This window comes from Streptomyces sp. iso_384, from assembly GCF_056172905.1.
The window spans coordinates 2,588,091-2,608,160 of record NZ_JBWBTT010000001.1; the positions used below are offsets into that span (position 1 = coordinate 2,588,091).

Below are 20,070 nucleotides of genomic sequence, written 5' to 3' on the forward strand. Positions count from 1 at the left end.
GTTGACTATTCAGTACCTGGTGGTTCAACCGGGACGTGAGTACTGCTCCTCGGAGCGTGGAAAGCGAACCGAATGAATTCCGGGTACTGGGCGCGCTGTTGGGTGTCTGAAGGTACGGCCGAAAGGCTGCCTTCGACGCCGGCCCCAGTGAACTCGTCCTTCTTGGACCGGGTGATGGGTGGCTGGTCGTTGCTTGAGAACTGCACAGTGGACGCGAGCATCTGTGGCCAAGTTTTTAAGGGCGCACGGTGGATGCCTTGGCACCAGGAACCGATGAAGGACGTGGGAGGCCACGATAGTCCCCGGGGAGCTGTCAACCAAGCTTTGATCCGGGGGTTTCCGAATGGGGAAACCCGGCAGTCGTCATGGGCTGTCACCCGCTGCTGAACACATAGGCAGTGTGGAGGGAACGAGGGGAAGTGAAACATCTCAGTACCCTCAGGAAGAGAAAACAACCGTGATTCCGGGAGTAGTGGCGAGCGAAACTGGATGAGGCCAAACCGTATGCGTGTGATACCCGGCAGGGGTTGCGCATTCGGGGTTGTGGGATCTCTCTTTCATAGTCTGCCGGCTGTGAGACGAGTCAGAAACCGTTGATGTAGGCGAAGGACATGCGAAAGGTCCGGCGTAGAGGGTAAGACCCCCGTAGCTGAAACATCAACGGCTCGTTTGAGAGACACCCAAGTAGCACGGGGCCCGAGAAATCCCGTGTGAATCTGGCGGGACCACCCGCTAAGCCTAAATATTCCCTGGTGACCGATAGCGGATAGTACCGTGAGGGAATGGTGAAAAGTACCGCGGGAGCGGAGTGAAATAGTACCTGAAACCGTGTGCCTACAAGCCGTGGGAGCGTCGCTGGCAGTACTTGTGCTGTCAGTCGTGACTGCGTGCCTTTTGAAGAATGAGCCTGCGAGTTAGCGGTGTGTAGCGAGGTTAACCCGTGTGGGGAAGCCGTAGCGAAAGCGAGTCCGAATAGGGCGTTTGAGTTGCACGCTCTAGACCCGAAGCGGAGTGATCTAGCCATGGGCAGGTTGAAGCGGAGGTAAGACTTCGTGGAGGACCGAACCCACCAGGGTTGAAAACCTGGGGGATGACCTGTGGTTAGGGGTGAAAGGCCAATCAAACTCCGTGATAGCTGGTTCTCCCCGAAATGCATTTAGGTGCAGCGTCGTGTGTTTCTTGCCGGAGGTAGAGCACTGGATAGGCGATGGGCCCTACCGGGTTACTGACCTTAGCCAAACTCCGAATGCCGGTAAGTGAGAGCGCGGCAGTGAGACTGTGGGGGATAAGCTCCATGGTCGAGAGGGAAACAGCCCAGAGCATCGACTAAGGCCCCTAAGCGTACGCTAAGTGGGAAAGGATGTGGAGTCGCAGAGACAACCAGGAGGTTGGCTTAGAAGCAGCCACCCTTGAAAGAGTGCGTAATAGCTCACTGGTCAAGTGATTCCGCGCCGACAATGTAGCGGGGCTCAAGCGTACCGCCGAAGTCGTGTCATTCACACATATAGGGCTAACGCCTGTGTGGATGGGTAGGGGAGCGTCGTGTGCCGGGTGAAGCAGCCGCGGAAGCGAGTTGTGGACGGTTCACGAGTGAGAATGCAGGCATGAGTAGCGATACACACGTGAGAAACGTGTGCGCCGATTGACTAAGGGTTCCTGGGTCAAGCTGATCTGCCCAGGGTAAGTCGGGACCTAAGGCGAGGCCGACAGGCGTAGTCGATGGACAACCGGTTGATATTCCGGTACCCGCTTTGAAACGCCCAGTACTGAATCAGGCGATGCTAAGTCCGTGAAGCCGGCCCGATCTCTTCGGAGTTGAGGGTAGTGGTGGAGCCGATGAACCAGACTTGTAGTAGGTAAGCGATGGGGTGACGCAGGAAGGTAGTCCAGCCCGGGCGGTGGTTGTCCCGGGGTAAGGGTGTAGGACGCACGGTAGGTAAATCCGTCGTGCATATAGTCTGAGACCTGATGCCGAGCCGATTGTGGTGAAGTGGATGATCCTATGCTGTCGAGAAAAGCCTCTAGCGAGTTTCATGGCGGCCCGTACCCTAAACCGACTCAGGTGGTCAGGTAGAGAATACCGAGGCGTTCGGGTGAACTATGGTTAAGGAACTCGGCAAAATGCCCCCGTAACTTCGGGAGAAGGGGGGCCATCACTGGTGATCCGATTTACTCGGTGAGCTGGGGGTGGCCGCAGAGACCAGCGAGAAGCGACTGTTTACTAAAAACACAGGTCCGTGCGAAGCCGTAAGGCGATGTATACGGACTGACGCCTGCCCGGTGCTGGAACGTTAAGGGGACCGGTTAGCTGACTTTCGGGTCGGCGAAGCTGAGAACTTAAGCGCCAGTAAACGGCGGTGGTAACTATAACCATCCTAAGGTAGCGAAATTCCTTGTCGGGTAAGTTCCGACCTGCACGAATGGCGTAACGACTTCTCGACTGTCTCAACCATAGGCCCGGTGAAATTGCACTACGAGTAAAGATGCTCGTTTCGCGCAGCAGGACGGAAAGACCCCGGGACCTTTACTATAGTTTGATATTGGTGTTCGGTTCGGCTTGTGTAGGATAGGTGGGAGACTTTGAAGCGGCCACGCCAGTGGTTGTGGAGTCGTCGTTGAAATACCACTCTGGTCGTGCTGGATGTCTAACCTGGGTCCGTGATCCGGATCAGGGACAGTGTCTGATGGGTAGTTTAACTGGGGCGGTTGCCTCCTAAAGAGTAACGGAGGCGCCCAAAGGTTCCCTCAGCCTGGTTGGTAATCAGGTGTTGAGTGTAAGTGCACAAGGGAGCTTGACTGTGAGACCGACGGGTCGAGCAGGGACGAAAGTCGGGACTAGTGATCCGGCAGTGGCTTGTGGAAGCGCTGTCGCTCAACGGATAAAAGGTACCCCGGGGATAACAGGCTGATCTTCCCCAAGAGTCCATATCGACGGGATGGTTTGGCACCTCGATGTCGGCTCGTCGCATCCTGGGGCTGGAGTCGGTCCCAAGGGTTGGGCTGTTCGCCCATTAAAGCGGTACGCGAGCTGGGTTTAGAACGTCGTGAGACAGTTCGGTCCCTATCCGCTGTGCGCGTAGGAATATTGAGAAGGGCTGTCCCTAGTACGAGAGGACCGGGACGGACGAACCTCTGGTGTGCCAGTTGTCCTGCCAAGGGCATGGCTGGTTGGCTACGTTCGGAAAGGATAACCGCTGAAAGCATCTAAGCGGGAAGCCTGCTTCGAGATGAGTATTCCCACCCTCTTGAAGGGTTAAGGCTCCCAGTAGACGACTGGGTTGATAGGCCAGATGTGGAAGCCCGGTAACGGGTGGAGCTGACTGGTACTAATAGGCCGAGGGCTTGTCCTCAGTTGCTCGCGTCCACTGTGTTGTTCCCGGGTTGCGAACAGTTATCGCACCGGTTGAACAGTTTCACTACTTAATTGAAGAGTGTGCTTGTTCGCTAGAACCCGATAGGGTTTCGGTGGTCATTGCGTTAGGGAAACGCCCGGTTACATTCCGAACCCGGAAGCTAAGCCTTTCAGCGCCGATGGTACTGCAGGGGGGACCCTGTGGGAGAGTAGGACGCCGCCGAACAATCTTTCAAGGACCCCTGGTCCCAGCGTTCATGCTGGGACCAGGGGTCCTTTTGTTTTTCCCGAAGCGCGTCGGATGGTCGGCTGCGCGAGAATGTCTGTGGTACCCGAAGACAGGAGTCACACCCATGTCCACCAACTCTCCCGACGATCGTCCGGAGCGCGAGCCGCGTCGCCGGGACGGTGGTGACAGGGGCGGTTACCGCGGTGGTCGTGACGACCGGTCCGGTTCCGGCGCACCTCGACGCGACAACGACCGTGGCGGCTTCCGTCGTGACGACAACCGTCGTGACGACAACCGTCGTGACGACAACCGTGGTGGCGGCTCCGGCGGCGGTTTCCGGCGTGACGACAACCGGGGCGGCGGTTCCGGTGGTGGGTTCCGTCGTGATGACCGTGATCGGGATCGGGATCGTGATCGTGGGCCGCGTCGTGATGACGACCGTGGTGGGTACCGGGGTGGTCAGCAGCGGGACGACCGTGGTGGCCGTCCCGGTGGTGGCTTCGAACGGCGCGACGACCGGCCCCGTGGTCCGCGTCGCGACGACGACCGGCCCTCCGGTGGCGGGTTCCGTCGCGACGACAGCCGGCCCTCCGGTGGTGGCTTCCGTCGCGATGACAACCGTGGCGGCGGTGGCTTCCGGCGTGACGACAACCGCGGTGGTGGCTTCGAGCGGCGTGACGACCGGCCGCGTGGTCCGCGTCGTGACGACGACCGGCCTTCCGGCGGTGGGTTCCGACGCGATGACCGTGATCGGGATCGTGATCGTGGGCCGCGTCGTGATGACGACCGTGGTGGGTACCGGGGTGGTCAGCAGCGGGACGACCGCGGTGGCCGTCCCGGTGGTGGCTTCGAACGGCGCGACGACCGGCCCCGTGGTCCGCGTCGCGACGACGACCGGCCCTCCGGTGGCGGGTTCCGTCGTGACGACAGCCGGCCCTCCGGTGGTGGCTTCCGTCGCGATGACAACCGTGGCGGCGGTGGTTTCCGGCGTGACGACAACCGCGGTGGTGGCTTCGAGCGGCGTGACGACCGGCCGCGTGGTCCGCGTCGTGACGACGACCGGCCTTCCGGCGGTGGGTTCCGACGCGATGACCGTGATCGGGATCGTGATCGTGGGCCGCGTCGTGATGACGACCGTGGTGGGTACCGGGGTGGTCAGCAGCGGGACGACCGCGGTGGCCGTCCCGGTGGTGGCTTCGAACGGCGCGACGACCGGCCCCGCGGCCCCCGTCGCGACGACAACCGCGGCGGTGGCTCCGGCGGCGGTTTCCGGCGTGACGACAACCGGGGTGGATACCGCGGCGGTCAGCGTGACGACCGGGACCGTGGTGGGTTCCGTCGTGACGACCGGGACCGGGACCGCGACCGTGAGCCGATCAAGCGGCTGCCGATCCCGGACGACGTCACGGGCGACGAGATCGACAAGGACGTGCGCCAGGAGCTCATGAGCCTGCCGAAGACCCTTGCCGAGGATGTCGCGCGCAACCTCGTCATGGTGGCCCGGCTGATCGACGAGGACCCCGAGGAGGCGTACGCGTACTCCCGGATCGCCCTTCGGCTCGCGTCCCGTGTCGCCGCCGTGCGTGAGGCGGCCGGGTTCGCGGCGTACGCGACGCAGAAGTACGCCGAGGCGCTCGCCGAGTTCCGGGCGGCCCGGCGGATGACCGGGTCCGTGGACCTGTGGCCCGTCATGGCGGACTGCGAGCGCGGGCTCGGGCGGCCCGAGCGGGCTATGGCCATGGCCGGAGACCCCGAGGTGCAGAAGCTGGACAAGGCCGGGCAGGTCGAGATGCGGCTGGTGGCCGCCGGGGCACGTCGTGACATGGGTCAGATCGACGCCGCCATCGTGACGCTCCAGAGCTCCGAGCTGGCCTCCAACTCCGTACAGCCGTGGACGCCGCGTCTTCGCTACGCGTACGCGGACGCCCTGCTGGAGGCGGGCCGCGAGGACGAGGCGCGGGAGTGGTTCGGGAAGGCGCTGGAGGCCGATAAGGACGGTTCCACCGACGCGTCGGACCGGCTCGCCGAGCTCGACGGGGTCGAGTTCGTCGACGTCCTCGGTGACGACGACACGGACGCGGCCGACGAGGCCGTGCCCCGTGCCGGGGACCGGTCCGATGTGCGTGACGACGAGGACGACGTCGACCGGGACGGTCCGGCGGACGGTTCCGCCAAGGCCTAGCGGCTGACGAAGAGGGGCGGCACTCCAACCGGAGTGCCGCCCCTCTTTTTCGTGTCCGGGGCTTCCGCCCGACGGCTCAGTCGAGGGTGAGGCTCCGCATGACCAGGCCCGTGGCCGGCTTCGGGCCGAACGACGTCGACTTGCGGGGCATGGTGACGCCCTGCCGGGCCAGGTCCCGGACGACCTCTTCGCGCACGGGATGCATCAGGACCGCCGTGGCGTCGAGACGTTCCGCCTGTTCGACGGCGGCCGCGGTGTCGTGGAGGTAGCCGATGTGCTCGGGCGCGTCGGGGATCTTCCACACGTCGTCGAGCAGCGCGGAGTGCAGGACCGTCGCGTCCAGGGTGCGCCAGGCGTCGGGGCGGTCCGCCCGGAGGGTGCGGGCCAGCAGGGCCGGATCGGGGCGGTCCACCAGGTGGAAGCCGCCGTCGCCGGCGAGGAGGAACGCGTTGCCCCCGGCCGCCGCCTCGGCCAGGGCGTCGAGTGCCCGGGGGAGCGGCCCCTCGACCTGCTGGACGCGGAAGCGGCCGGTGAGCGCTTCCAGGGCCCGGGCGACCGGCAGCCCGCGCAGGAGCCGGTGGATGGCGCGGACCTGGAGCGGGTGGCGGGCCGTGTCGACGAGGAGGACGAGGCCGTAGTCCCACGGCCCGGGCACGGTCCGTTCCCGCTGGAGCCGGAGATAGGTGGCCCAGCGGTGGTGGCCGTCCGCGATGAGAGCCTGGTGCCGGGCGAGGTCTGTCTCGATCTCGCTGCGCTCGGCCGGGTCCGTCACGGCCCAGAGCCGGTGCCGGAAGCCGTCCTCCGTCGTGGTGGCGAGCAGCGGCTCCCGCAGAACCGTGCGCTCGATCACCGCTGCCGCCCCCGTCGGCGTACCCTCGTCGCCGCGGTAGGTCAGCAGCAGCGGTTCCAGGTGGGCCTCCGTCGTACGCATCAGCTCCGCGCGGTCCGCGACGACGTCGTCCATGACGTCCTCGTGGGGCAGCACGATGCCTTCGGCGGCGGGGGAGAGGGCCAGCGCGCCGATCAGGCCCCGCTGGAGGATCTCGTCGTTCCGCTGCTCGTAGACGTACAGCACCGGTTCCGGGTCCGGGGCGATGATCCCCTCGGCCTGCCAGCGCTCCAGGGTGGCGGCCGCCTGCCGGTGGCGGTCCCGCGCGCTGTCGGCCTGAGGGAGGATGAGGCGCACGATGTTGTGCGGATCCGCGGACTCCAGGTGGTGCAGCCCGTCGGGCCGGACGACCACGTCGTACGGGGGCGAGGTCACGGCGGCAAGGCTGCCGACCCGCTCGGGGACGTAGCGCAGTCCGCGGAACGGGATCAGCCGCAGCCCCTGGTCGACGGGACCTGAAGTGTTCATCAGGGCATCGTATGTGTGCAGGGGGCATACGCGATGATCGGGGCAGATGCAGAGCAAAGAGGAGCGAGTCATATGAGCCACCAGCAGGACAGGGTCCGGCCGGCGGGAAGCGGCACGGCGCTGAGCGAGGCGTACGACACGGCTCTCCTCGACCTCGACGGGGTCGTGTACGCGGGCGGCGAGGCCATCGCCCACGCCGTGGAATCGCTGGCCCAGGCACGGGCCGGGGGCATGCACCTCGCCTATGTCACCAACAACGCGCTGCGGACGCCGGACGCGGTGGCCGAGCACCTGACGGAGCTCGGGGTGCCCGCGGAACCCTCCGACGTGATCACCTCCGCCCAGGCCGTCGCCCGGCTGGTGTCCGATCAACTACCGCCCGGGGCACGGGTGCTGGCGATCGGCGGCGAGGGACTGCGGGTCGCGCTGCGCGAGCGCGGACTGGTGCCCGTGGAGTCGGCGGACGACGACCCGGCCGCCGTGGTCCAGGGGTACGGCGGGCCGGACATGACCTGGGGGCGGTTCGCCGAGGCGAGCTACGCGATCCGGCGCGGGCTGCCGTGGTTCGCGTCCAACACCGACCTGACCATCCCCGGCGCCCGGGGCATCGCGCCCGGCAACGGGGCCGCGGTCGAGGTCGTACGGATCGCCACCGGCGCCGAGCCGCAGGTCGCCGGGAAGCCGTTGCCGCCGATGCACCGCGAGACCGTGCTGCGGACCGGGTCGAAGCGGCCGATCGTCGTCGGCGACCGGCTGGACACGGACATCGAGGGCGCGTTCAACGGCGGCGTGGACTCGCTGCTGGTGCTGACCGGGGTGACCGACGCGGCCCAGCTCCTCGCCGCTCCGCCGCAGCACCGGCCGACCTATGTGGACCGGGATCTGCGGGGGCTGCTGACCGGGCAGCCCGAGGTGGTGCCGGTCGGTGAGGAGCACCGGTGCGGGGGCTGGACGGCCGCCGTACGCGCGGACGCGCTGACCCTGGAGGGCGAGGGCGACGCGCTCGACGGGCTGCGGGCGCTCTGCGCGGCCGCCTGGAGTTTCGCCGGCGCGGGTGTGTGCGGGCTGAAGGCGGAGAAGGCCCTCGCCGGGCTCGGGCTCTGAGACGGCCCCGGCGCCGCCCGACGTCCTTGGCCCGCGAGGGTGTTGAGGGTCCTGGAGGCGTGGGGCGGCGGACCGGGACCCGTGGCGTCAAGAGGAAGATAGGTTAACCTAACCTGGTGCTGCTCGGTGGTCTGCCCGTGCCCCGCGCCGTGCCGCTCCACCTCACCGACTCCGGGAGTACGACCATGCAGCGCCTCACCGCAGAATCGGTGACCCTCGGCTACGAACAGCGGGTCATCACCGAGAACCTCTCGGTGGAGATTCCCGACAATTCCTTCACCGTGATCGTCGGTCCCAACGCCTGCGGCAAGTCGACCCTGCTGCGGGCGCTCGCCCGGATGCTGAAGCCGAGCCACGGGCAGGTGCTGCTGGACGGGCAGACCATCCACCAGCTGCCGGCGAAGAAGGTCGCCCGGACGCTGGGCCTGCTGCCGCAGTCCTCCATAGCCCCGGACGGGATCACCGTCGCCGACCTCGTCGCCCGCGGCCGGTACCCCCACCAGGGGCTGCTGCGGCAGTGGTCGCCGGAGGACGAGCGGGTGGTCGACGAGTCCATGGAGTCCACGGGCGTCGCCGAGCTGGCCGACCGCTATGTCGACGAGCTGTCCGGCGGTCAGCGTCAGCGGGTCTGGATCGCCATGGCGCTGGCCCAGCAGACGCCGTTGCTGCTGCTCGACGAGCCGACGACGTACCTCGACATCCAGCACCAGATCGACGTCCTCGATCTGTGCGCGGAGCTGCACGAGACGCAGGGGCGGACGCTGGTCGCCGTGCTCCACGACCTGAACCACGCCGCGCGGTACGCCACGCATCTCATCGCGATGCGGGACGGGGCGATCGTCGCGGAGGGGCCGCCTTCAAAGGTCGTGGACGCGGAGCTGGTGGAGCGGGTGTTCGGGATGCGGTGCCAGGTGATCGATGATCCGGAGACGGGGACGCCGCTGGTCGTGCCGGCCGCGCGCAAGGCTCGGAAGGTTGCCGCCTGAGAGGCTTTCGTCCTCGGTCGCCGGACGGCCTTGATTTCTGCCGCCGCACGGGCTTGAAGTGCGGGCGCACGGGCTCGGAGTCGTTACAGCAGTGATCTCAGTTTCAGCAGGTCCCTGAAGCCTGCCTCCAGGCGTACGCGGCCCGATGCCCACGCCTTCGCGAAGTTCAGGTCGCCGCTCACCAGTGCCACCAGGTCGTCGCTCGTCATCGCGAGTCTGATCTCGGCCTTCTCCCGGGGCGGTCCCTCGACCGTGTCCCGCACCGTGATCCGGCCGTCGGCCAGCCGGCCGGTGAAGGTGATGTCCAGATCCCTGATGTGACAGCTCAGCGAGCGGTCGAGGGCGGCGGCGCCGCGCACATCGCCCTCGGCCGCCGCGAGGTTGTCGGAGAGTTCGTCGAGTGCGCTGCGGCACTCCGCCATGGTCGCCATCGTGCTCGACGGTACACCGGCCTGTCGATGTAGCGTTTCGGCATGAGCGACTGGACACCGGAGGCGGGGACACCGCCCGCGAGCACGCCCGACGAGCCGGTGACCGTGGAGCCGGCCGCCGAGGGGCCCTCCTTCGAGCCCGCCGAGCCCACGCCCCTCGGTGTCGTGCGCACCCCCACCGGTCACGCCGCGGTGGACGCCCGGCTGGAGCGGCTGGCCGATGCGGACCACCTCCCGGCGGACGGGCACGTCGAGGTGTACGAGGATGTACACCGTGGGCTGCGGTCCGAGCTGACCTCGCTGGACGAACGTCCGGCGGCCGCACCCGGGCCCGTACCCACGCCTTCGCACCGCACGCACGACACGCGTCACGACAACAGGAGCTGAACCCAACGTGGCAGGAGTGGCACGTCGCCGCCTCGACGCCGAGCTGGTACGCCGCAAGCTCGCCCGCTCGCGCGAGCACGCGAGCCAGCTGATCGCCGCGGGGCGGGTCACCGTGGGCCGGACCACCGCGACCAAACCCGCCACCCAGGTCGAGACGGCCGCCGCGATCGTCGTCACGAAGGACGACGACGACCCCGACTACGTCTCGCGCGGCGGTCACAAGCTGGCCGGGGCGCTCGCCGCCTTCGTGCCGCTCGGGCTGGCCGTCGAGGGGCGGCGGGCGCTGGACGCCGGGGCGTCGACCGGCGGGTTCACCGATGTGCTGCTGCGGGCCGGGGCCCGGCAGGTCGTCGCCGTGGACGTCGGCTACGGGCAGCTCGCCTGGTCGCTGCAGTCCGATGAACGGGTCGTCGTCAAGGACCGTACCAACGTACGGGAGTTGACCTTGGAGGACATCGACGGGGAGGCGGTCGACCTGGTGGTGGGGGATCTGTCCTTCATTCCGCTGGGCCTCGTGCTGCCCGCCCTCGCCCGGTGCGCCGCGCCCGACGCGGACCTGGTCCTCATGGTCAAGCCGCAGTTCGAGGTGGGCAAGGAGCGGCTCGGCAGCGGCGGAGTGGTGCGGAGCCCGGAACTGCGCGCCGAAGCGGTACGGGAGGTGGCGCGCCGGGCCTGGGCGCTCGGGCTCGGCGTGCGCGGGGTGACGGCCAGTCCGCTGCCCGGACCCTCGGGCAACGTCGAGTACTTTCTGTGGCTGCGGGCCGGCGCACCTGAGCCGGATCCCGCGGATGTCGACCGTGCAGTGGCGGAGGGGCCTCGTTGACGACGAATGTGACGACCGATACGGCACGAACAGTCTTCCTTCTGGCGCACACCGGCCGTCCGGCCGCGATCCGCAGCGCGGAGCTCGTCGTGCAGGGTCTGCTGCGCAACGGGCTCGGCGTGCGGGTCCTGGCGACCGAGGCGGCCGATCTGCCGCTGCCGGACACCGTGCAGACCGTCACGGACACCAGCCCCGCCGCCGTGGACGGCTGCGAGCTGCTGATCGTCCTCGGCGGTGACGGCACCCTGCTGCGCGGCGCGGAGTTCTCCCGCGCCTCCGGGGTGCCGATGCTCGGCGTCAACCTCGGACGCGTCGGCTTCCTCGCCGAGGCGGAGCGCGACGACCTCGACAAGGTGGTCTCCCGGGTCGTCACCCGCGACTACGAGGTCGAGGAGCGCATGACGATCGACGTCCTCGTGCACAGCAACGGCGACGTCGTGCACACCGACTGGGCGCTCAACGAGGCGGCCGTGCAGAAGGTGTCGCCCGAGCGGATGCTCGAAGTGGTCCTGGAGATCGACGGCCGTCCGGTGACCGGCTTCGGCTGCGACGGGATCGTCTGCGCGACCCCGACCGGTTCGACGGCGTACGCCTTCTCGGCGGGCGGGCCCGTCGTCTGGCCCGAGGTCGAGGCGCTGCTGATGGTCCCGATCAGCGCCCACGCGTTGTTCGCCAAGCCGCTGGTGACCTCGCCCAGGTCCGTCCTCGCGGTCGAGGTCCAGCCGCACACCCCGCACGGGGTGCTGTGGTGCGACGGCCGGCGGACCGTGGAGCTGCCCGCCGGTGCCCGGGTCGAGGTGCGGCGCGGTGCGGTACCCGTACGGCTGGCGCGGCTGCACCAGGCCTCGTTCACCGACCGTCTGGTGGCGAAGTTCGCGCTGCCCGTATCGGGGTGGCGGGGCGCGCCCCACTGACGGTCACCGGGAGCGCCGGAGGCCCCCGTCCTACCCGGGAGAGTGAATCCGGGAGCGGGGGCCGTCGCGCGTCCGGCCCGGGACCTCGTAAGGTCATGTCCGTGTTGGAGGAGATGCGGATACGGTCGCTCGGAGTCATCGACGACGCGGTGGTGGAGCTGTCACCCGGTTTCACCGCGGTCACGGGTGAGACCGGCGCGGGCAAGACCATGGTCGTCACGAGCCTCGGGCTGCTGCTCGGCGGGCGCGCGGACCCCGCTCTCGTACGGGTCGGGGCCAAGGCCGCGGTCGTCGAGGGCCGGATCACGGTGTCCGAGGGCGACGCGGCGGCGCTGCGGGCCGAGGAGGCCGGGGCGGAACTCGACGACGGTGCGCTGCTCATCAGCCGTACCGTTTCGGCCGAAGGGCGCTCACGGGCCCACCTCGGCGGCAGATCCGTGCCGGTGGGGGTCCTGACCGAGCTCGCGGACGAACTCGTCGCCGTGCACGGCCAGACCGACCAGCAGGGGCTGCTCAAGCCCGCGCGGCAGCGGGGCGCCCTGGACCGGTACGCCGGGGACGGTGTGGAGGTTCCGCACGCCAAGTACGCGGCGGCCTACCGGCGGCTGCGCGCCGTCGCCACCGAGCTGGAGGAGCTGACCACCCGGGCCCGGGAGCGGGCCCAGGAGGCGGATCTGCTGCGGTTCGGCCTGAACGAGGTCGCGGCCGTGGAGCCGTTGCCGGGCGAGGATGTCGAGCTGGCCGCCGAGGCGGAGCGGCTCGGGCACGCGGAGTCCCTCGCCTCCGCCGCCTCCCTCGCGCACACCGCGCTGGCGGGGAACCCGGAGGATCCGGAGAGCGTCGACGCCACCACCGTGGTCGCCGCGGCCGGGCAGGCCCTGGACGGGGTCCGGGCCCATGACCCTGCGCTGGCCGCGCTGGCGGACCGGATCGGGGAGATCTCCATCCTGATCGCCGATGTGTCCGGCGAGCTGGCCGGGTACGCCGATCAGCTGGAGGCCGATCCGCTGCGGCTGGCTGCCGTGGAGGAGCGCCGGGCCGCGCTGACCGCCCTGACCCGTAAGTACGGCGAGGACATCGCGGCCGTGCTGGCCTGGGCCCAGGAGGGTGCGGGCCGGCTCACCGAGCTGGAGGGCGACGACGAGCGGATCGGCGAGCTGACCGCCGAGCGTGACGCGTTGCGCGCCGAACTGTCCGTGCTCGGACAGGCGTTGACCGACGCGCGTACGGAGGCCGCCGCCCGGTTCGCGGAGGCGGTGACCGAGGAGCTGGCCTCGCTCGCCATGCCGCACGCCCGGGTCTCCTTCGCCATCCGGCAGACCGAGGCGGCGGACGAGGCGTCCGGGATCGACATCGGCGGGCGGAGCGTCGTCTACGGCCCTTCGGGCGCCGACGAGGTGGAACTGCTGCTCGCCCCGCACCCGGGCGCCCAGCCCCGGCCGATCGCCAAGGGCGCGTCGGGCGGTGAGCTGTCCCGGGTGATGCTCGCGGTCGAGGTCGTCTTCGCGGGCTCCGACCCCGTACCGACGTATCTCTTCGACGAGGTCGACGCGGGCGTCGGCGGCAAGGCGGCGGTCGAGGTCGGGCGGCGCCTGGCCAAGCTCGCCAGGTCCGCGCAGGTGGTGGTCGTGACGCATCTGCCGCAGGTGGCGGCCTTCGCCGACCGGCAGTTGCTGGTCGAGAAGACCGTGGACGGCTCGGTGACCCGCAGCGGGGTCACCGTCCTGGAGGGCGAGGACCGGGTCCGGGAGCTGTCCCGGATGCTGGCGGGCCAGGAGGACTCCGAGACGGCCCGCGCCCACGCGGAGGAGCTGCTGGCCACGGCCCGCGCGGACGGGTGAGGCCGTGAGCCGGCGGCTCGGTGTGGCCGCCGCCGGGGTGTACGGGCTCCTGCGCCGCCGCGCCGGACCGGCGTGGCGGCGGGGGCGCGGGAAGCGGGTCGGGTGAGCTCGGCAGCGGCCACCGGGCGGCAACCTTGCGCCTTTGGGTTCACCCGTGAGGGTGATGCGGTGCGGTCGGTTGTCGCCGCGCGTGGGGCAGCAACGTTACGGCGGTCCCGGAACGCGCGTACGGACTGGCATCCTTGGCGCTGTCCTTACCGCCGACTCCGGAGCCCCGGGGAGCCAATCAACGTGTCACAGCTGCGTACGGTCCAAGTCCTGGGCGGCGGAAGTGCGGGCAGCAGCGCGCACGTCGGTTCGCTGGCCGCCGGGCTGGTGGCGCGAGGAGTGCAGGTGACCGTCTGCGCCCCGTCCGCCGTGGACCGCGCCTACGACTTCACGGCGACCGGGGCCCGCTTCCTTCCGGTGCCCCGGCGCAGCGACCCGGCCGCCGTCGCCGCGCTGCGGGCCGCCTGCACGGGCGCGGACGTCGTCCACGCCCACGGGCTCCACGCGGCCGCCCGCACCGCCCTCGCCCTCAGCGGGCGCGCCGTGCCCCTGGTGATGACCTGGCACACGCGGCGGTACGCGGAAGGCGCCCGCCGCCAGATCCTGCATCTGCTGGAACGGCGTGCCGCACGGGCGGCGTCCGTGGTCCTCGCGCCCTCCTCCGACCTGGTGGACCGGGCGCGCGAGCGCGGTGCGCGCGATGCCCGGTTCGCCCCGGCCGCCGTCCCGCCGCCGCGCCCGGCCGACGCCTCCGCCGCCGGCGACGAAGGCAAGGTGCGGGCCGAACTGGGCGCGGTGGACCGGCCGTTGCTGATGGCTGTCGGCAGTCTCGTACCCCATCACGGTTTCGACACCCTGCTGGACGCGGCCCGCGTCCTGCGGCGTCTGGACCCCGTGCCGCTGCTCGTCATCGCGGGGGAGGGGCGCGACCGGGGCGCCCTGCAACGGCGGATCAGGGACGAGGAGTTGCCGGTTACCCTCATCGGACGCCGGGACGGTGTGGGGGAGTTGCTGGCCGCCGCCGATCTGGCCCTGCTGCCGAGCCGGTGGGAGGGCCGTTCCCTGCTGGCGCAGGAGGCGCTGCGGGCCGGGGTGCCGCTGGTCGCCACCGCGGTCGGCGGTGTGCCCGAACTGGTCGGCGGCGCGGCCGAGCTGGTGCCGTACGGCAATGCCGAGGCCCTCGCCCGTACGGTCGTGCGGCTGCTCGGCGACCCGGCGGCGCGCGCCCGGCTCGCCGAGGCCGGACGGGTGCAGGCGGCGGGCTGGCCCACCGAGGACGACACGATCGCCCATGTGCTCAGCGTCTACGACGAGTTGGCGCAGCCGCTGGCGACGGGGCGGGCGCGCTGAGTCGTTGCGTGCCCCGGCCGGTCAGGCGGTGTGGCGGCGGGCCCGCAGCGCCAGGCTCAGCGCCAGCACCGTCTGCGGGTCGTCCAGGTCCGTGCCCAGCAGCTCGCCGATCCGGGCGAGGCGGTTGTAGAGCGTCTGGCGGTTGAGGTGCAGCTCGCGGGCGGTCTCCGCCTTGCGGCCCGCGTGCGCCAGATACGCCTGGAGCGTCGGCAGCAACGGCGGGCGCGAGGTGCGGTCGTGTTCGCGCAGCGGGCCGATCGCCCGGTTCACGAACGCCGCCAGGTCCGGATGGTCGCGCAGCCGCCACAGCAGCAGGTCGATGTCGAGCCGCCGGGCGTCGTACCAGGGCCGGTCGTCCAGGCCCTGCGCGGCCGTCGCCGTCTCCGACGCGTGCCGCAGCCCCGCGCCCGCCGCGGCCCAGCCGCCCGGCACACCGACCACGACCACCGGCGGCTGCGAACCGGCCCGGTCGAGACCGGCCCGCTCCACGCCCGCCCGCAGCGCCGCCGCCACCCGGTCCGCGACCGCCGTGCGCTCGCCCTCCGAACGCAGCCCCAGCAGCAGCGGAACCCGCCCCTCCACGGGCCGTACGCCGAGCAGCACCGGCACCCCGACCGAGGCCAGCTCCTCCAGGACCGCACGGGCCAGCAGCGCCCAGTTGCCCGACGGCGACAGCTCGGGGGCCAGCCGCATCACCACCGGGAGGAGCGGGGTGTCGCCGGGCCGGAAACCGAGCACCCGGGCCTGGGCGGGGGCGTCCTCCGGGGCGATCCGCCCCTCCGCGAGGTCGGTGAGGAAGTCGCCCCGGCCCCGGGCGGCCAGCTCCTCCTCCTGCCGGGCCTGCATCAGGACGACGGCGAGGAGCCCCGCCGCACGCTCCGCCGCCATCCGGTGCACCGTCGCCAGCGGCCCGGACACCGCGAGCAGTACCAGCCGCGCCCGTACCGAACCGGTCTCGGGCCCGCCGCCGGGCACGTCCACCAGGAGCGCACCGGTCGGCGGGCTCTCCCGCGCCGCCCGGTCTCCGCGCATGCCCTCCCAGACCTGGAGCGGGTCCGCGCCGACCGGGCCGGTCCCGGTGGACGCCGCGTACAGGAGCTGGCCGTCGGGCGTCTCCAGGAAGACCGGATTGGCGGTGAAGTCGGCGAGGATCCCGAGGACCTGCGGCACCCCGCCCCCGTCCAGCAGTGCCCGGGTGGCGCGCCGGTGCACCTCCTCCGCCTGCTGGAGCAGCGCGTAGTGCCCGTTGACGATCTCGGTGTGCACCTCCTCGGTCACCGCGACGAACGGCACCTCGCGGTGCAGCTGGACCAGCGGAAGACCGGCCGTGCGGGCGGCGTCCACGATGGATGCCGGCAGCCGGCCGAAGCGCGGGCCCAGCTCCACCACCAGGGCGGCGATGCCCCGGTCGGCGAGGCGGCGGACGAAGGCGCGCTGTTCGGCGGGGCGGGCGCCCAGGCCCAGACCGGTGGTCAGGAGCAGCTCGCCGCCCTTGAGGAGCGAGGCGATGTTCGGGACCTCGCCCGCGTGCACCCAGCGCACCGTACGGTTCAGCCGGTCGGCGCCGGCCACCACCTCCGGGAGCCCGGCGCGCAGCCCCGGCAGCTCCAGCGCCCGCTGCACGGTGATTCCGCTGTGGCTCTCCACGTACCCGGCCCGCTTTCCCCTTGTTCCACGCCCGTACCCCGGGCGGTCGTCCTGTTCAGGACGCTACCGCCCGGGGCCCGGGGTGCGCATGGCAGGGGAGGCCCGAATGCCGTGCTCAGGCCGTCGCGGACGCCGTGGACGCTCCGGACGCGATGCCGAACGCCGGGCCCCGACGCGCCGGAGGCGGTGGCCGCCGCGCTCAAGGAGGCGGCAGCGGCCTTCGAGTGAGCGGACCGTCCGGCCCCGGGAGCCCCGGGGCCGGACGGCCCACCGCCGTCACCGCTCGCCCAGCAGCCCCACCAACGCCCCCCGGCTGCGCCGCAGTTCGTCGATCTGCGCGTCCATCGCCGCCAGCTCCCCGTCCAGGATCTCCCGCAGTTCCGCACACCAGTCGAACTCCGGCCGCTCGCCCCCGGCGCACGGCAGCACCTCACGGATCACCTCGGTGGACAGACCGGCCCGCAGCAGCGTGCGGATCTTCGCCACGGTGAGGACCGCGTCCTCGTCGTAGGAGCGATAGCCGTTCGTCCCGCGCCGGGCCGCCAGCAGACCCTGCGCCTCGTAGTACCGCAACGATCGCGCACTGACACCCGTGCGCCGCGACAACTCCCCGATCAGCATGCCCGCCCCGCCCCTCCGCTTGACCTTGTCACCGGTGTCAAGCCTTAACGTCCGGACCATGAACGAAGTTTCCCCGCACCTCGCGCACCTGAACGGCCGGCCGACGACCAGCGCGGACCTTGCCCCGCTCGCCTTCGCCGGCCACGCCCACTTCACCGCCGTACAGATCCGCGACGGCCGGGCCCGGGGCCTCGACCTCCACCTGGAACGGCTGCGCTCCGCGTCGGTGGAGCTGTTCGGCCGGGCCCTGCCCGAGGACCTGGTCCGCGCCCACCTCCGTACCGCTCTCGCCGCCGCACCGGCCGCCGACCTCTCGCTGACGGCCACGGTCTTCTCCACGGCCGGCGAGTTCACCGCGGCCGAAGCGGACCTGGCGCTGCTGGTACGCACCGGGCCCCCGTCGACCGGCCCCGGCGGCCCGCTGGCGCTCGCCGCGGTCGGGCACGAGCGGTTCCTGCCGCACATCAAGCATGTCGGCGAGGTCGCCAAGACCCACCTCCTGCGGCAGGCCGTCGCCGACGGCTTCGACGACGCCGCCTTCCTGGACCGCGCGGGCCGCTTCGGCGAGGCGACCATCTGGAACCTGGCCTTCTGGGACGGCGAGGCGGTGGTGTGGCCCGAGGCCCCCGTCCTGACCGGCACCATGATGGGCGTCGTCCGCCGACAGCTGGACCGGATCGGAGTCGAGCAGCGGACCGCCGCGATCACCCCCGACGACCTGCCCGCCCTCGCCGGCGCGGCCGTCATGAATTCCTGGACCCCGGGCGTGGCGGTTCACCGGATCGGCACCACCGACCTGCCCGCCGCGCCCCGGTTCCTCCAGGCGCTGCACCGGGCGTACACAGCCGAACCGCCCACCGCGCCGTGAGGGGCGCGATGGGCGGTCGGGTGAGGGCTCAGCCCACGTACGCGCCGCTCGCCGTCAGCCGCAGGGCCGTGTCGATCAGTGGGACGTGGCTGAACGCCTGCGGGAAGTTGCCGACCTGGCGCTGGAGGTTGGAGTCCCACTCCTCGGCCAGCAGGCCCAGGTCGTTGCGGAGCGCCAGCAGTTTCTCGAACAGCTGGCGCGCCTCGTCGACCCGGCCGATCATCGCCAGGTCGTCGGCCATCCAGAACGAGCAGGCCAGGAACGCGCCCTCGTCGCCCGCCAGACCGTCGACGCCCGCGTCCTCGCCCTCGGTCGGATAGCGCAGGATGAAGCCGTCCTCCGTGGACAGCTCCCGCTGGATCGCCTCGATCGTGCCGATGACCCGCTTGTCGTCCGGCGGCAGGAAGCCCATCTGCGGGATGAGCAGCAGCGAGGCGTCCAGCTCCTTCGACCCGTAGGACTGGGTGAAGGTGTTGCGCTCCTTGTCGTAGCCGCGCTCGCAGACATCCCGGTGGATGTCGTCGCGCAGCTGGTACCACCGCTCCAGCGGGCCCTCGACGTCACCGGACTCGACCAGCTTGATCGTGCGGTCGACCGCGACCCAGGCCATCACCTTGGAGTGCACGAAGTGCCGGCGCGGGCCGCGCACCTCCCAGATGCCCTCGTCGGGCTCCTCCCAGTGCTTCTCCAGATACTCGATCAGCTTGAGCTGGAGGCCCATGGCGTAGTCGTTGCGGGTGAGACCCGTCATGTGCGCCAGGTGCAGCGCCTCGGTGACCTCGCCGTAGACATCGAGCTGGAGCTGGTTGGCCGCGCCGTTGCCGACGCGGACCGGGCCGGAGTTCTCGTAACCGGGCAGCCAGTCCAGCTCCGCCTCGCCGAGCTCGCGCTCACCGGCGATGCCGTACATGATCTGGAGGTTCTCCGGGTCGCCCGCCACCGCCCGCAGCAGCCACTCGCGCCAGGCCCGGGCCTCTTCCCGGTACCCGGTGCGCAGCAGCGAGGAGAGGGTGATCGCGGCGTCCCGCAGCCAGGTGTAGCGGTAGTCCCAGTTCCGTACGCCGCCGATCTCCTCCGGGAGAGAGGTGGTCGGGGCCGCCACGATGCCGCCGGTCGGCGCGTACGTCAGGGCCTTCAGCGTGATCAGGGAGCGGACGACCGCCTCCCGGTAGGGCCCGTGGTACGTACACTGATCGACCCATTCACGCCAGAAGTTCTCCGTCGCCTCCAGCGAGTTCTCCGGCTCCGGGAGGGCCGGCGGCTCGTGGTGCGAGGGCTGCCAGCTGATCGTGAACGCCACCCGGTCGCCGGGGCCGACGGTGAAGTCGCAGTAGGTGGTCAGGTTCTTGCCGTACGTCTCCGCCTCGGTGTCCAGCCAGACCGAGTCCGGCCCGGCGACGGCGACCGTACGGTTGTCCACCTTGTGCACCCAGGGCGTCACCCGGCCGTAGCTGAAACGCATCCGCAGTTCCGAGCGCATCGGCACCCGGCCGCTGACGCCCTCCACGATCCGGATCAGCTGCGGCGCACCGTCACGCGGGGGCATGAAATCGGTCACGCGTACGGTGCCGCGCGGCGTGTCCCACTCCGACTCCAGGACGAGGGAGTCGCCGCGATAGCGCCGCCGGTCGGCGAAGGCCGGTTCTGTTCCTTCCGCTCTCGCGGGGCCCAGGCGCCAGAAGCCGTGCTCCTCGGTGCCCAGCAGCCCCGCGAAGACGGCGTGCGAGTCGAAGCGGGGCAGGCACAGCCAGTCGGCTGTGCCGTCCCGGCAGACCAGGGCAGCGGTCTGCATGTCTCCGATGAGTGCGTAATCCTCGATGCGCCCGGCCACGTGCGTCTCCAGTCGAACGGCCATGTCGCCCCGTCAAAGGGCGCTTACTGCGGGTCAAGGGGGTCGTAGGGTCTCTCACCCGGGAAGATCCGACGAGTT

General features: G+C 70.2%; 14 protein-coding genes, 2 rRNA genes and 1 pseudogene. 12 read left to right on the forward strand and 5 right to left on the reverse strand.

What is annotated here, in order from left to right; all coding sequences use genetic code 11:
• Positions 1-225 precede the first annotated feature (225 nt).
• The 4 genes and pseudogenes from AC0VY3_RS11390 to AC0VY3_RS11405 all read left to right on the forward strand — a co-directional run bounded on the left by AC0VY3_RS11390 (position 226) and on the right by AC0VY3_RS11405 (position 5,763).
• Positions 226-3,350: ribosomal RNA gene (locus AC0VY3_RS11390) — 23S ribosomal RNA — on the forward strand.
• Positions 3,351-3,461: 111 nt separating this feature from the next.
• Positions 3,462-3,578, forward strand: a 5S ribosomal RNA gene (rrf, locus tag AC0VY3_RS11395).
• Positions 3,579-3,747: 169 nt separating this feature from the next.
• Positions 3,748-4,629, forward strand: a pseudogene (locus AC0VY3_RS11400) (hypothetical protein); the annotation flags it as partial.
• 396 nt (positions 4,630-5,025) lie between these two features.
• Positions 5,026-5,763, forward strand: a complete 738-nt coding sequence (locus tag AC0VY3_RS11405) for a tetratricopeptide repeat protein (RefSeq protein WP_181011114.1) — start codon at positions 5,026-5,028, stop codon at positions 5,761-5,763.
• 76 nt (positions 5,764-5,839) lie between these two features.
• Here the strand turns inward: AC0VY3_RS11405 and AC0VY3_RS11410 are convergent, their stop codons facing one another.
• The gene (locus tag AC0VY3_RS11410) at positions 5,840-7,120 is read right to left on the reverse strand and encodes a DUF1015 domain-containing protein (RefSeq protein WP_475549540.1); all 1,281 of its coding nucleotides are present in this window, start codon (positions 7,118-7,120) and stop codon (positions 5,840-5,842) included.
• A 72-nt stretch (positions 7,121-7,192) separates the two neighbouring features.
• Between AC0VY3_RS11410 and AC0VY3_RS11415 the strand changes: the two genes are divergently transcribed.
• Positions 7,193-8,224, forward strand: a complete 1,032-nt coding sequence (locus tag AC0VY3_RS11415) for an HAD-IIA family hydrolase (RefSeq protein WP_103512682.1) — start codon at positions 7,193-7,195, stop codon at positions 8,222-8,224.
• Between the two features lie 185 nt (positions 8,225-8,409).
• Entirely contained in the window at positions 8,410-9,210 is an 801-nt protein-coding gene (locus AC0VY3_RS11420; RefSeq protein ID WP_103512685.1) for an ABC transporter ATP-binding protein, read from the forward strand.
• An 83-nt stretch (positions 9,211-9,293) separates the two neighbouring features.
• Here AC0VY3_RS11420 and AC0VY3_RS11425 read toward each other — a convergent pair whose 3' ends face one another.
• Positions 9,294-9,641, reverse strand: a complete 348-nt coding sequence (locus AC0VY3_RS11425) for an SCP2 sterol-binding domain-containing protein (protein ID WP_103512681.1) — start codon at positions 9,639-9,641, stop codon at positions 9,294-9,296.
• Between the two features lie 42 nt (positions 9,642-9,683).
• Between AC0VY3_RS11425 and AC0VY3_RS11430 the strand changes: the two genes are divergently transcribed.
• The 5 genes from AC0VY3_RS11430 to AC0VY3_RS11450 all read left to right on the forward strand — a co-directional run bounded on the left by AC0VY3_RS11430 (position 9,684) and on the right by AC0VY3_RS11450 (position 15,004).
• Positions 9,684-10,028 carry a hypothetical protein gene (locus tag AC0VY3_RS11430; RefSeq protein ID WP_103512680.1) on the forward strand — a complete coding sequence of 115 codons (345 nt, stop codon included), beginning with the start codon at positions 9,684-9,686 and terminating at the stop codon, positions 10,026-10,028.
• 7 nt (positions 10,029-10,035) lie between these two features.
• Positions 10,036-10,851 (forward strand): TlyA family RNA methyltransferase, encoded by an 816-nt coding sequence (locus AC0VY3_RS11435; protein WP_103512679.1) that lies wholly within the window; start codon positions 10,036-10,038, stop codon positions 10,849-10,851.
• Positions 10,852-10,859: 8 nt separating this feature from the next.
• On the forward strand, positions 10,860-11,765 hold the full coding sequence (locus AC0VY3_RS11440) for an NAD kinase (RefSeq protein WP_103512678.1): 906 nt from the start codon (positions 10,860-10,862) through the stop codon (positions 11,763-11,765).
• Positions 11,766-11,860: 95 nt separating this feature from the next.
• Positions 11,861-13,606, forward strand: coding sequence for a DNA repair protein RecN (gene recN, locus AC0VY3_RS11445; RefSeq protein WP_103512677.1), 1,746 nt, complete (start codon positions 11,861-11,863; stop codon positions 13,604-13,606).
• A 291-nt stretch (positions 13,607-13,897) separates the two neighbouring features.
• Positions 13,898-15,004, forward strand: coding sequence for a glycosyltransferase family 4 protein (locus tag AC0VY3_RS11450; RefSeq protein ID WP_475549541.1), 1,107 nt, complete (start codon positions 13,898-13,900; stop codon positions 15,002-15,004).
• Positions 15,005-15,025: 21 nt separating this feature from the next.
• Here AC0VY3_RS11450 and AC0VY3_RS11455 read toward each other — a convergent pair whose 3' ends face one another.
• Both AC0VY3_RS11455 and AC0VY3_RS11460 read right to left on the reverse strand, forming a co-directional pair.
• The gene (locus tag AC0VY3_RS11455) at positions 15,026-16,651 is read right to left on the reverse strand and encodes a PucR family transcriptional regulator (RefSeq protein WP_475549542.1); all 1,626 of its coding nucleotides are present in this window, start codon (positions 16,649-16,651) and stop codon (positions 15,026-15,028) included.
• A 276-nt stretch (positions 16,652-16,927) separates the two neighbouring features.
• Positions 16,928-17,272: a MerR family transcriptional regulator gene (locus AC0VY3_RS11460; RefSeq protein ID WP_103509815.1), complete on the reverse strand. Its 345-nt coding sequence runs from the start codon at positions 17,270-17,272 to the stop codon at positions 16,928-16,930.
• Between the two features lie 58 nt (positions 17,273-17,330).
• Here AC0VY3_RS11460 and AC0VY3_RS11465 point away from each other — a divergent pair, with 58 nt between their 5' ends.
• Entirely contained in the window at positions 17,331-18,140 is an 810-nt protein-coding gene (locus AC0VY3_RS11465; protein ID WP_103509814.1) for an aminotransferase class IV family protein, read from the forward strand.
• A 28-nt stretch (positions 18,141-18,168) separates the two neighbouring features.
• Here the strand turns inward: AC0VY3_RS11465 and AC0VY3_RS11470 are convergent, their stop codons facing one another.
• Positions 18,169-19,971, reverse strand: coding sequence for a glycoside hydrolase family 15 protein (locus AC0VY3_RS11470; protein WP_103509813.1), 1,803 nt, complete (start codon positions 19,969-19,971; stop codon positions 18,169-18,171).
• Between the last annotated feature and the right edge of the window lie 99 nt (positions 19,972-20,070).

Coding starts and splice junctions, on each gene's coding strand:
- AC0VY3_RS11430 (WP_103512680.1), top strand. CDS start 9,684: ATGAGCGACTGGACACCGGAGGCGGGGACACCGCCCGCGAGCACGCCC.
- AC0VY3_RS11410 (WP_475549540.1), bottom strand. CDS start 7,120: ATGAACACTTCAGGTCCCGTCGACCAGGGGCTGCGGCTGATCCCGTTC.
- AC0VY3_RS11420 (WP_103512685.1), top strand. CDS start 8,410: ATGCAGCGCCTCACCGCAGAATCGGTGACCCTCGGCTACGAACAGCGG.
- AC0VY3_RS11460 (WP_103509815.1), bottom strand. CDS start 17,272: ATGCTGATCGGGGAGTTGTCGCGGCGCACGGGTGTCAGTGCGCGATCG.
- AC0VY3_RS11465 (WP_103509814.1), top strand. CDS start 17,331: ATGAACGAAGTTTCCCCGCACCTCGCGCACCTGAACGGCCGGCCGACG.
- AC0VY3_RS11425 (WP_103512681.1), bottom strand. CDS start 9,641: ATGGCGACCATGGCGGAGTGCCGCAGCGCACTCGACGAACTCTCCGAC.
- AC0VY3_RS11405 (WP_181011114.1), top strand. CDS start 5,026: ATGAGCCTGCCGAAGACCCTTGCCGAGGATGTCGCGCGCAACCTCGTC.
- AC0VY3_RS11415 (WP_103512682.1), top strand. CDS start 7,193: ATGAGCCACCAGCAGGACAGGGTCCGGCCGGCGGGAAGCGGCACGGCG.
- recN (WP_103512677.1), top strand. CDS start 11,861: ATGTCCGTGTTGGAGGAGATGCGGATACGGTCGCTCGGAGTCATCGAC.